General features: G+C 65.0%; 10 protein-coding genes. 7 read left to right on the top strand and 3 right to left on the bottom strand.

Features of this window, described 5'->3' with window-relative positions:
* Positions 1–80 precede the first annotated feature (80 nt).
* Positions 81–713 carry a ribosome biogenesis GTP-binding protein YihA/YsxC gene (gene yihA, locus HU735_RS01905; protein WP_110736025.1) on the bottom strand — a complete coding sequence of 211 codons (633 nt, stop codon included), beginning with the start codon at positions 711–713 and terminating at the stop codon, positions 81–83.
* Between the two features lie 208 nt (positions 714–921).
* Between yihA and HU735_RS01900 the strand changes: the two genes are divergently transcribed.
* The 7 genes from HU735_RS01900 to HU735_RS01870 all read left to right on the top strand — a co-directional run bounded on the left by HU735_RS01900 (position 922) and on the right by HU735_RS01870 (position 8363).
* Positions 922–1224 (top strand): c-type cytochrome, encoded by a 303-nt coding sequence (locus tag HU735_RS01900; RefSeq protein WP_050703202.1) that lies wholly within the window; start codon positions 922–924, stop codon positions 1222–1224.
* A 31-nt stretch (positions 1225–1255) separates the two neighbouring features.
* A complete protein-coding gene (locus HU735_RS01895; RefSeq protein WP_186712198.1) occupies positions 1256–1873 on the top strand; it encodes a c-type cytochrome in 618 nt (205 codons plus the stop codon).
* A 165-nt stretch (positions 1874–2038) separates the two neighbouring features.
* Entirely contained in the window at positions 2039–2674 is a 636-nt protein-coding gene (gene dsbA / locus HU735_RS01890; RefSeq protein ID WP_050703203.1) for a thiol:disulfide interchange protein DsbA, read from the top strand.
* Between the two features lie 12 nt (positions 2675–2686).
* Positions 2687–3538, top strand: coding sequence for an endonuclease/exonuclease/phosphatase family protein (locus HU735_RS01885; RefSeq protein WP_050703204.1), 852 nt, complete (start codon positions 2687–2689; stop codon positions 3536–3538).
* Between the two features lie 96 nt (positions 3539–3634).
* Positions 3635–5641, top strand: a complete 2007-nt coding sequence (locus tag HU735_RS01880) for a GGDEF domain-containing protein (RefSeq protein WP_186712197.1) — start codon at positions 3635–3637, stop codon at positions 5639–5641.
* An 80-nt stretch (positions 5642–5721) separates the two neighbouring features.
* A complete protein-coding gene (locus HU735_RS01875) occupies positions 5722–6498 on the top strand; it encodes an N-acetylmuramoyl-L-alanine amidase (protein WP_186712196.1) in 777 nt (258 codons plus the stop codon).
* A gap of 245 nt (positions 6499–6743) precedes the next feature.
* Entirely contained in the window at positions 6744–8363 is a 1620-nt protein-coding gene (locus HU735_RS01870) for an EAL domain-containing protein (protein WP_186712195.1), read from the top strand.
* Positions 8364–8421: 58 nt separating this feature from the next.
* Here the strand turns inward: HU735_RS01870 and HU735_RS01865 are convergent, their stop codons facing one another.
* Together HU735_RS01865 and algB are read right to left on the bottom strand one after the other, a co-directional pair.
* Positions 8422–10200: a KinB sensor domain-containing domain gene (locus HU735_RS01865; RefSeq protein WP_186712194.1), complete on the bottom strand. Its 1779-nt coding sequence runs from the start codon at positions 10198–10200 to the stop codon at positions 8422–8424.
* Positions 10197–11543 carry a sigma-54-dependent response regulator transcription factor AlgB gene (gene algB / locus HU735_RS01860; protein ID WP_186712193.1) on the bottom strand — a complete coding sequence of 449 codons (1347 nt, stop codon included), beginning with the start codon at positions 11541–11543 and terminating at the stop codon, positions 10197–10199. Before algB ends, HU735_RS01865 begins: the two co-directional genes overlap by 4 nt.
* Between the last annotated feature and the right edge of the window lie 72 nt (positions 11544–11615).

Here is an 11615-nt window from a genome sequence, read left to right as displayed (position 1 = left end):
ATGCTGCGAAGCTGAAATCCTGGGGCCGCTACGCGCCCCTTTCGCGGCACAAGGCCGCTCCTACATAGACGGGGATCGCCTCAGGCCACCGGCTTGTCTTCCAGCTCCATCCAGTCCGCCAGCACCCGGTAGGCCTCTTCCAGCCCCTGGCGCTTGGGCGCCGAGAACAGCTGGATGGTCGCCGCATCGCCCCAGCCCTTGCGGATTTCCGCCTGCACCTTGAGCAGGGTGTTCTTGCCGGCGCCATGGGTCAGCTTGTCGGCCTTGGTCAGCAGGATGTGCATGGGCATGCCGCTGGCCTTGGCCCAGTCGAGCATCATCTTGTCGAAGTCGGTCATCGGGTGGCGGGTGTCCATCATCAGGATCACCCCGCGCAGGCACTCGCGGCTGCCCAGGTAGGCTTCCAGGTGTTTCTGCCAGTGCTGCTTGAGCGGAATCGGCACTTTTGCATAACCGTAGCCCGGCAGGTCGACCAAACGCCGTTCATCGTCCAGACTGAAGAAATTCAGCAGCTGGGTGCGCCCGGGGGTCTTCGAGGTGCGCGCCAGGCTGGCGTGGGTCAGGGTGTTGAGGGCGCTGGATTTACCGGCGTTGGAACGGCCGGCGAAAGCCACCTCGTAACCCTGGTCTTCAGGGCATTGTTCGACCTTGGCGGCGCTGAGGGCGAATTTGGCTTTCTGGCAGAGGCCGAGGATGGGGTTCTTGACTTGCATGGGATTTCCGATGTGGGTGTTGCCCAGCGCTGGAGGCGTAGGACCAGGCCTGGCAAGCGGTGTCGTTTCCGTTTGGCTGGCGGAAGTATATAATGCCCCAGTTTTTGTGTGCTCATTCGCCCAGCGAAGGCAATTGAGCATGGGGTGTCGAACAATAGCTCGCGCAACAGAACGCAGCGCGGCCCCCAACCCTGTCAGGTCGTTTCGCATGGCGAAATGGCTGCTTGCTGTCGGTATGTTCCTGCCGTTTTTCAGCGCACAGGCTACACAGGATCCCGAGGCGTTGTACAACCGCACGTGCGCGGCCTGTCACGCCGGACAACTGCCCCAGGCACCCAAAAGCGGTGACCGGGCGGCCTGGGAGCCAAGGCTGGCGCGAGGCATGGAGCAACTGGTGGTGCATGTTACACAGGGTTTCAAGGCTATGCCGCCGCGTGGATTGTGCATGGACTGCAGTGCCGAGGACTACCGTTTGGTCATCCTTTGGATGAGCGGCAGTCCCGATACATAACATTTCACCCTTAGCCGTGTTGGATTAGCTGATGAACAAACTATTCGTGAGTCTGCTGTTGACCATGGGGGTCGCAGGTGCGGCAACTGCTGCGGGACCCATCAAAGGCGATGCTGCTGCCGGTCAGGCCAAAACAGCTGTCTGTGGGGCCTGCCACAACCCTGACGGCAACAGCCTGGCACCGAACTTCCCGAAACTCGCCGGCCAAGGTGAGCCCTACCTGAACAAGCAGCTGCATGACATCAAGGACGGCAAGCGTACCGTGCTGGAGATGACCGGCATGCTGGCCAACTTCAACGACCAGGACCTGGCCGATATCGCCGCCTATTTCGCCAGCCAGAAAGGCAGCGTGGGCGCCGCCGACCCGAAACTGGTCGAGCGTGGCCGTGCCCTGTTCAATGGCGGCAACCTCGAGAAAGGCATGCCCGCCTGCACCGGCTGCCACTCGCCCAACGGCGCGGGCATCGCCCTGGCGAAATTCCCGCACCTGAGCGGCCAGCACGCGCAGTACGTCGGCAAGCAGCTGACCGACTTCCGCGAAGGCAACCGCACCAACGACGGCGACGCCATGACCATGCGCACCATCGCCGGCAAGCTGAGCAACAAGGACATCGAAGCACTGTCCAGCTACATCCAGGGCCTGCACTGAAATACGCGTTAACACTCGGTTAATGCACCAGCGCTAAAGATGAAAAGGGCAGCCCAGGCTGCCCTTTTTTCTGTCCATAGCCGTTACACTACAGAACTCGAGCCCTTCCCGGCCTGTCCTACACGGGTCGCGTCGAGGCGACCAAAGACTGCTCAGGAGTAAAGCATGCGTAAACTGATTCTCAGCGCCGCGCTGGTCGCCGCCAGCGTATTCGGTATGGCCGCCGTGCAGGCCGCGGAGCCTGCCACCGCCGGCAAGGAATATATCGAGCTGAGCAACCCGGTCCCGGTTTCGGTACCCGGCAAGATCGAAGTCGTCGAGCTGTTCTGGTATGGCTGCCCGCACTGCTACCACTTCGAGCCGGTCATCAACCCTTGGGTCGACAAGCTGCCCAAGGACGTCAACTTCAAGCGCGTACCGGCCATGTTCGGTGGTCCATGGGATGCCCACGGCCAGATGTTCCTGACCCTGGAAGCCATGGGTGTGGAGCACAACGTCCACAACGCGGTATTCGATGCCATCCAGAACAAGCGCATGCGCTTGACCAAGCCTGAGGAAATGGCCGACTTCCTGGCCACCCAGGGCGTGGACAAGGACAAGTTCCTCGCCACCTTCAACTCCTTCGCCATCAAGGGCCAGGTCAACCAGGCCAAGGAACTGGCCAAGAAGTACGAGATCACCGGCGTCCCGAGCATGGTCGTCAACGGCAAGTACCGCTTCGACCTGGGCACCGCCCAAGGTCCGGAAGGCGTGCTGAACGTCGCTGACCAACTGATCGCCAAGGAGCGCGCCGCTAAGTAAGCGGCGACCGCCATGCGCTTGCGTGCCACGCGAGGCATTGGCCTGCCCCAGCCGCAGGTCAACGAGCATCACCTGCGGGCCACCGGTCTGCCGGAAGATGGTCGCCTGCGGCTGCTCAGCTTCAACATCCAGGTCGGCATCAGCACCGAGCGTTATCGGCACTATGTCACCCGCAGCTGGCAGCACCTGCTGCCGCACAACGGGCGCGCCGGCAACCTGCAGAAGATCGGCGACCTGCTCGGCGACTTCGACCTGGTGGCCCTGCAGGAAGCCGATGGCGGCAGCCTGCGTTCCGGCTTCGTCAACCAGGTCGAGCACCTGGCCCATCTGGGTGCCTTCCCCTACTGGTACCAGCAGCTCAACCGCAACCTCGGGCGTTTCGCCCAGCACAGCAACGGCGTGCTCAGCCGCCTCAAGCCCCAGCATCTGGAAGACCACCCCCTGCCCGGCCCGTCCGGCCGCGGGGCGATCCTGGTGCGCTTTGGCGAAGGCGAGGATGCGCTGATCGTGGTGATGATGCACCTGGCCCTTGGCGCCAAGACCCGCGCCCGCCAGTTGGCCTACATTCGCGAGCTGATCGGTGGCTATCGCCACCAGATCCTCATGGGTGACATGAACACCCATGCCAACGACCTGATCGACCACTCGCCACTGCGCGATCTTGGCCTGATCGCGCCCCAGGTCGAGGCTACCTTCCCCAGTTGGCGCCCCCAGCGCTGCCTGGACCACATCCTGCTCAGCCCAAGCCTGACGCTCGAACGTGTCGAGGTGCTGGCGCAGCCTATTTCCGACCACCTTCCGGTTGCCGTCGAGATCCGATTGCCTGATGCCCTGACAGTGGATACGCTGCCGGTCCTGAGTTAGTCCTGTCTGGGCGAATCCTGCACTCAAGTGTTGGGCTTTTCCGCCGAAATCCAGTGATTGCAGGACTAGATGCCACTACCCGTTGCGGATCCAGGCATGACCGAAGAAGCCGAGCGCTGGAAAGAAAAATACCTCAAGAGCATCGAGCAGCAGGAAAAGCTCGAGCGGCGCTGGGAAGCCCGCCTCGACCTGCTGCGCCGTGGCCTGGTGCGCAGCACCCTGGCGGCTGAAGGTAGCGACAAGACCGTTGACCAGTGCATGAAGGAAATGCGCGAGGTCATCCGCAGCGACAATATGGACGCCGGCCTCGCCGGGCTGATTCCCCGCCTGGAAAAAGCCGTGCTCGACTCCGAGCAGCGCCGTGAGACCCGCATGAACCAGGTCAGCGAGGCGCTGACCGCGCTGGTCACCCAGCTGCAGACCCTGCCGTTGCCGGGCGAGGTGTCGCGGCCGCTGAAAAAGCTGGCGAAGAAGCTCGACGGTGGGGTCAGCCAGTCCCGCGAACTGCCGCCCTTGCTGGGTGAGCTCAGTGGCTTGCAGGGGCGCGCCCTGAGCGCGGTGCAAAAGCCCGAGGACGAGGCCCGCCCGGGCTTCCTGCAGCGCCTGTTCGGTGGCCGTGACGAGGCCCCGGGCGAGCTGGTGCCTGCGCCTGTGGCCGTCGAAGTACCTGTGCCTGCGGCGCAGGAGTCTCCCGTCATCGCGCCTGAGGCGCAGGCCAGGGATGCCGATGAACTGCATGCTCTTGCACCTGTGCCGCCTGTGCCGCCTGTCGCGCCTGAGCCTGCGCAGGAGCACACCGCGCCTGCCGAATTGCCCGAACCGGAACCCGAGCCGGAAATTGAACTGCCCGGTCCAGCGTTGGTTGAAACCACGCCAGTGCCCGTTGTCGAACCGAAAGCCGAACCTCAAGCCGAGGTGGAGCCCGTTGACGTGGCGGTTGCTGAGCCCGTGGCGCTTGTCGAGGACGTGCAACCCGTACCGGATAAGCTGGAACCTGCGACAGATGAGGTTATCGGCGAAGATGGCCCTTATGCTCTCCCCGACGCGGTCGAGCCACCGTACAGCCAGGTTGCCGCCCATATCGAGCAGACCCTGATCGGCCTGCTCGATGACCTCAGCCTGCCGGAGCGCCACAAGGCCCAGGCCCTGGAGATGCGTGAGCGGGTTTCACGGGGGCTGAACTGGTACGAGCTGATTCCAGTCCTGGATGATCTGGCCGTGCTCATGCTGGCGATCACCGACAGTGGCCAGCACGAGTTCGAAGCCTACCTGCAGCAGCTCAACGAGCGCCTGGAGACCTTCCAGAGTCACCTGCACGAAGCCAGCGCCGGCCATGCCGACAACAGTTCCGCCGCCCGCGAGCTGGACAGCCAGCTGCGCGAGCAGGTCGATGGCCTGCAAAGCAGCGTGCAGGGCGCCGTCGATGTCGACAGCCTCAAGCACATCCTGGAGAACCGCCTCGAAGGCCTGCTGGTGACCATGGACGATCACCAGCATGAGCGTGACCGTCGCGAGCACGAGCTGGCCAGCCGCCTGCAAGGCCTGGCCGAGCGCGTGGCGAGCATGGAGCAGGAGGCCCTCGGTTATCGCGAGCACCTCGAGGAGCAGCGCCAGAAAGCCATGATCGATCCGCTTACCGGCCTGCCCAACCGTGCGGCCTGGAGCGAGCAGGTCGAGCGCGAGGTGCTCGACTGGCAGGAAAACGGCGGCCACCTGGCCATGGCCATCCTCGACCTCGACCATTTCAAGCGTATCAACGACGGTTATGGCCACCTGGCGGGCGACAAGGTGCTGAAGATCGTTGCCGACCAGCTACGCAAGCGCTTGCGCGGGCGCGACTTCATCGCCCGTTTCGGTGGCGAGGAATTTGTCCTGCTGCTGCCGCAGACCTCGCCGCCCGCGGCGGCGCAGGTGGCCGAGGCGCTGCGGGCGGCCATCGAGGCCTGCCCGTTCCACTTCAAGGGCGAGCGGGTGGTCATTACCACTTCCATCGGCATCAGCGCCTTCCGCTCCGGCGAGCGCGGCGATCAGGTGCTCAAGCGCGCCGACGAGGCGTTGTACCGGGCCAAGGAGCTGGGGCGCAATCGGGTGGAGCAGGGCTAGTCGGGTTCAGGGTGAGCAATCGTGATGGGCACGTTATACTGTAGCATTGTCGCCGCTGACTCCATCACGTGCCCCTTGCAATGAAAAGACTCTTCACCGCCCTGCTCCTGCTGGCCCTGGCAGGTTGTTCCAGTGGCCTGCGCATTGACCGCAGCCATCCTTCGGCCAACCAGGACAGCCGTATCCAGTTCGTGGTAGTGCATTACACCAATGCTTCACTAGAGCGTTCACTCGCCCTGTTGACCCATGGCGAAGTCAGCAGCCACTACCTGATCGGTGACGGCCCGGCCACGGTCTATCAGCTGGTGGACGAGAACCGCCGCGCCTGGCATGCCGGGGACAGCCAGTGGCAGGGTCGCACCTGGCTCAACTCCAGCTCCATCGGCATCGAGATCGTCAACGAGGGGTATACCGACACGCCGACCGGTCGGGTCTGGCACCCTTACAGCGAAGCGCAGGTGCAGGCGTTGATCGCGTTGCTCAAGGATATCGTCAAGCGCAACAACATCGATCCGCGCCACATCATCGGCCATAGCGATATCGCGCCGTTGCGCAAGCTCGATCCCGGCCCGCTATTCCCCTGGAAGCGCCTGGCCGACGCCGGGCTGGGTATCTGGCCGGACGCCGCCTCGGTGGCACGACAGCAGGCCTATTTCGAGGTCAATCCGCCGAGCGTCACCTGGTACCAGCAGCAGCTGGCGCGCTTTGGCTACGCCATCGACCAGACCGGCGAGCTGGATGTGTCCACCCGCCATGTGATTGCCGCCTTCCAGATGCGCTTCCGTCCGCAGCGCTTCGACGGTGTTCCGGATGCGCAGACCGCGGCGATGTTGCAGGTGCTCAACCGCAAGCGCTAATACGGTTTTTTGAATGTTCAGCGTGGGAGCGGGCTTGCCCCGCGATGCGGTGCATGGCACCGGCTTCGCCGGTGATCGCGGGGCAAGCCCGCTCCCACGCTGATAGAGCCTGCACCTTTTCTTCCTGTGTAACAGCGCACCATAAATCGCTGGGCGATCCTCGATAGGACCGTTCCACACGCCCAGCGGCCACGCCAAGCATCGATTCAGTTGCTATACCTTTGGTATTCAACTGGATGCCACGCATGTTTGACCTCCTCGCTTCGGTGCGTCAATTTTTACACCGACCCTGGCTGTTGGCCGCGCTCGCGGCGTTGGCCAGTGCCGTGCTGTTGCTGGCGATCAGCGTCAACGTGGCCTTGCAGCAGATGAAGCAGAGCGAAAGCGCGCAGATGAACGCCCAGGGCGAGCGTTTCCTGGAGCGCCTGGAGCAGGTCTTCGGTCAGTTGCGCGAGGGCGTGGACCAGCTTCAGGCGCAACCCCTGCGCGGCTGCGACCCGCAGATGCTGGCGCAACTGCAGCAGGTGGCGCTGAAGTCGCGGTTCATCTACGAGGCGTCCTATGTGGAAGGCACGCTGGCCTGTTCGAACCGCGGCGGCGAGCGGACTATCGAACCCTTGCGCAGCCCTGACATCCAGGGCCCGACCTACAGCTACTGGCTCAACACCACTACCGAGCCCAACGAGAACCTCGCGGCGCTGATGCTGGGCCGGGGCCGCTTCGTGGTGTCGACCTCCCGTGGCCACCTCACGGACGTGGTCGACCTGCCCCCGGGCGGCAGCCTGCTGGTAGTGCTGGACCGGGGCACGCGGGCCATCCCGGTACTGGGGCCGGCGCAACCCTGGCCACCGATCGCCGATTGGCCGCCGCCGCAGGGCAAGTCGCTGATCGAGCTGCCCGACCGGCTGGTCTATCGCATGTCCACCAAGTCGCCGGACTACCAGCTGGTGCTGATCGCCCCTCGCGCCAGCCTGCCGCTGAAACTCAACGGCCTGCTCTGGTTGTTGTTCCCCGGCAGCCTGGTGCTGGCGGCGTGCATCGGCTGGCTGGTGCTGCAACTGATCCTGCAACGCCGCTCGATGAGTTCGGAACTGCAACAGGCCTTGCGCCGGGGCGAACTGCAGGTGTTGTACCAGCCGATCTTCGAGCTGGACAGCCGCCGCTGCGTCGGGGCCGAGGCGCTGGTGCGCTGGCGCCGCCCGGACGGCAGCCTGACCAGCCCGGACCTGTTCATTCCCCTGGCGGAGAACACCGGGCAGATTCGCCAGATCACCGATTTCGTCCTGCAGCGGGTGCTCGAGCAGCTGGGGCAATTGCTGCGGGCCAATCGCCAGTTGTACATCTCGGTCAACCTGGCGGCCTGCGATGTCATGGCGCCGCGTATCGGCCGGGTGGCGGCGCGGCTGCTGGCCCATCATCGGGTGGCGCCCCGGCAGATCGCCTTCGAGGTGACCGAGCGCGGGCTGATCGACGTGGTGGTGGCGCGGGACAACCTGCAGGCCTTGCGTGCCGTGGGGCACCAGGTGTTGATCGATGACTTCGGCACCGGCTATTGCAGCCTGGCCTACTTGCAGACGTTGCCGGTGGACTGCCTGAAGATCGACAAGTCGTTCATCGACGCCCTGGGCCATGACGCCGCCAGCAGCGGCGTGGCGCCGCACATCATCCGCATGGCCCACGACCTGCACCTGCGGGTGATCGCCGAGGGCATCGAGTCAGAGGACCAGGCGGTACTGCTCAACAGCGAGGGGGTCAACTATGGGCAGGGCTGGTTGTTTGCCCATCCGTTGAACGCGCGTCAATTTGCCGAGCTGATTACCCGGGGGCGGCGGGTGGCTGGGCGGCGGATCGATGATGAGCCTTGAGGGTGGATTGCTTGTGCCGGCCACATCGCGGGGCAAGCCCACCCCCAGCAAAAAAGTGTCAGACCGGTAGTGCCATGTAGAACTGCGTGCCCTGCCCTGGTCGCGAGAACACCCCCATCCGCCCGCCATGCAGCTGGACGATCTCCTTGCACAGCGCCAGGCCCAGGCCGGCCCCGCCCTTCTTGCGCCCGACCTGCACGAACGGCTCGAAGATCCGCCCTTGCTGGCCGTAGGCGATGCCTTCGCCGTTGTCCTCGACGCTGATGATCACCCGCTCGGCGTGGCGTCGCGCGTGCAGGCGGATGCGCCCGCCGCTGCCGGTATGGCGGATGGCGTTGTGCAGCAGGTTGTCGAGCACCCGGTCGAGTTGCGCGACGTCGGCCTGGATGCGCGGCAGCGGCGGTTCCAGCTCGCGTATCAGCTCGATCTGCTTGCCCGAGGCCTGTTCGGCAAAGCGTGCCTGGGCGCGCTCGAACAGTTCGTCGAGGGCACAGGGGGCCAGTTCCAGCTTCTGCAGGCCGCTTTGATAGCGCGAGAAGTTGAGCAGGTCGTTGATCAGCTGGGTGAGGCGCTGCATCTCCTCGGCGATGGTCTCGAGCAGGTCGTTCTCGCGCGCTTCTGGCGGGAAACTGACCCGCTCGCGCAGCAGGCCGAACGCCATGTGCATGCCGGTGACCGGCGTGCGCAACTCGTGGGAGGCGCGCAGCACGAACTCGCTGCGCACCCGCTCGAAGGCGCGTTGCTCGGTCACGTCGTGCAGCACCATCACCGCGCCGAGGATCGGCCCCTCGGGGTGGCTGACCGGGGTCAGGCTGTAGGTCAGCAGGCGGGTTTCCTCATCTACCTCCAGGCTCAGGTCGTCCGGCGGGCGGTCCAGGCTGCCGCCGCGCAGCACCTGGCGCAGCTGTTTTTCAAGTTCCGGGCGCTGCAGGGCCTCGGCCAGGCTTGCGCCGAGCCGGCTAGGGTCCCAGCCGAGCTGGCGCTGGGCCACCGGGTTGAGGTGTTCCAGGCGGCCCTGGCGATCGATGATCAGCAGGCCGTCGTCGATGCTGTCGAGCACTGCCTGCAGCCGTTGCTGGCCGGCCTGCAGTTCGTCGATGTTGGTGGCCTGGTGTTTGCGCAGGGCATCGGCCATCAGGCCGAAGCGGCGGGTCAGCTGGTTGAGTTCGGTGGCCTGGGTCACCGGCAGGGTGACGTCGAAATTGCCCTGGCCGACCTGGTCGGCGGCCTTGGCCAGCGCCTCGATCGGCTGGCCGAAGCGGCGGGCGATGTTGTGCGCGGTGATGAACCCGAGTACCAGCACGGTGAGGCCCATCAGCCCCAGCAGGCCGCTGATCAGCAGGGCGCGGTCGCGTGACTTCTCCTCGCTGCGGGCGATGTGCTCCAGGGCCTGGCGGTGGGAGTCCAGCAGGTCGGCGCGGACCTGGTTGAAGGCGGCGCCGAGGGGTTGGTCAACGCCCATGCTGCGGGCAGGTGTGGTGCTCTGCCGGTAGGCCTGGACGAACGCCTGGTAGTTGCTGGCAGCCTTGCTGAAACCCGTGCGCTCGCCGCCCTGCTCCAGCCCCTGCTTGAGCAGTGCCTGGAACTGGTCCTGCAAGGTCACCAGGCTGGCCGGGGCGGTGTCCTCGTCGAGGATCAGGTTCAACTGCTCACCCAGGTTCTGGCGCAGCTTCAGGCCCAGCTCCAGGGTGTGGGTGGTGTCCTGCACCACGCGCTGCTGCAGGGCTGCCATCTGCAGCACGCTGAACAGCCCCAGCATCAGGCCCAGCAGCGCTACCGTGACCAACGCCGAGATGCTGAGGAACAGCCGCGTGCGCAGCTTCATCGGCCATTTCATAGGTTGTACTGCTTGCGCTTGCGGTACAGGGTGGAGGCGTCGATACCCAGGGTCTTGGCCGCCTGGTCGAGGGTGTCGCTGGCAGCCAGCACCGCGCCGATATGGGCGCGCTCCAGTTCATCCAGGCTCAGCGCCGCGCCGACCCTGGGCGCGTTGCTGGCGGGTTGCTCGGCCATGCCCAGGTGGGTGATCTCCACCCGCTCCTGCGGGCAAATGATGCTGGCCCGTTCGATCACGTTGCGCAGCTCGCGGATATTGCCCGGCCAGCGGTAGTTGAGCAGCGCGGCCCGGGCTTCGTCGCTGAAGCCACGGGCCGGGCGCGAGTACTCCTTGACGAAGCGGGCCAGGAACCGGTCGGCCAGGGTCAGGATGTCCTCGCTGCGCTCGCGCAGCGGCGGCAGGTGCAGGGTGATGACGTTCAACCGATACAGCAGGTCTTCACGGAAGCGGTTCTCGCGGACCATCTCGTCGAGGTTGAGGTTGGTGGCCGCGAGGATCCGCACGTCCGCCCGGCGGGTGACCGGGTCGCCGACCCGCTCGTACTCCTTGTCCTGGATGAAGCGCAGCAGTTTTGGCTGCAAGGTCAGCGGAAAATCGCCGATCTCGTCGAGAAAAAGCGTGCCGCCATCGGCCTGGCTGACCCGCCCCAAGGTGCTTTCGCTGGCGCCGGTGAAGGCGCCGCGGGTGTGGCCGAACAGCTCGCTCTCCATCAGCTCGGCATTCAGCGAGGGGCAGTTGATGGTCACGCAGGCCTTGCGCGACCGCTTGCTCCAGCCATGGATGGCACGGGCCAGCTCACCCTTGCCGGTACCCGACTCGCCGAGGATGAGGATGTTGGCGTCGGTGGTCGCCACCTGGCGCGCGGTTTCCAGCACCGCCATCATCGCCGGGCTATGGGAGTCCAGGCCATCCTTGGGTTTGCGCACCTCGCCTTCGAGGGCTTCCAGGCGCGCCGATAGCTGGCGCACCTCCAACTGCTTGGCGGTGGCCAGGCGCAGCTGGTCGGGGCTGCAGGGCTTGACCAGGTAGTCGGCGGCGCCGGCCTGGATGGCATCCACCGCAGTGTCGATGGCCGAATGGGCGGTGACGATCACCACCCGCATCCACGGTGCCTGGATGCGCATCTGCGCCAGCACGTCCAGGCCATTGTCCTCGCCCAGGCGCAGGTCGAGGAAACACAGGTCGAACACCTGGCGCTGCAACAGGGCCTCGGCCTGGGCGGCGCTGTTGGCGGTGGCCACGCTGTAGCCCTCGTCCTCGAGGCAATAGCGGAATGTGCGCAGGATGGCGGACTCGTCGTCCACCAGCAGAATGCGGCCTTGGTTGTCCTGGGCTGATTCCATTTCCTGCGCTCCTTTGGGATTGATCTCAATTAGTGTCGGAAAAATCGGGCAAGTTGCATGGTCGATTCTGAT

It is taken from the genome of Pseudomonas sp. BW16M2, assembly GCF_014268865.1.
GTDB lineage: Bacteria > Pseudomonadota > Gammaproteobacteria > Pseudomonadales > Pseudomonadaceae > Aquipseudomonas > Aquipseudomonas peradeniyensis.
Note: the sequence above shows the minus strand (reverse complement) of the source record. Positions and strands in the feature narration are given on the sequence as shown.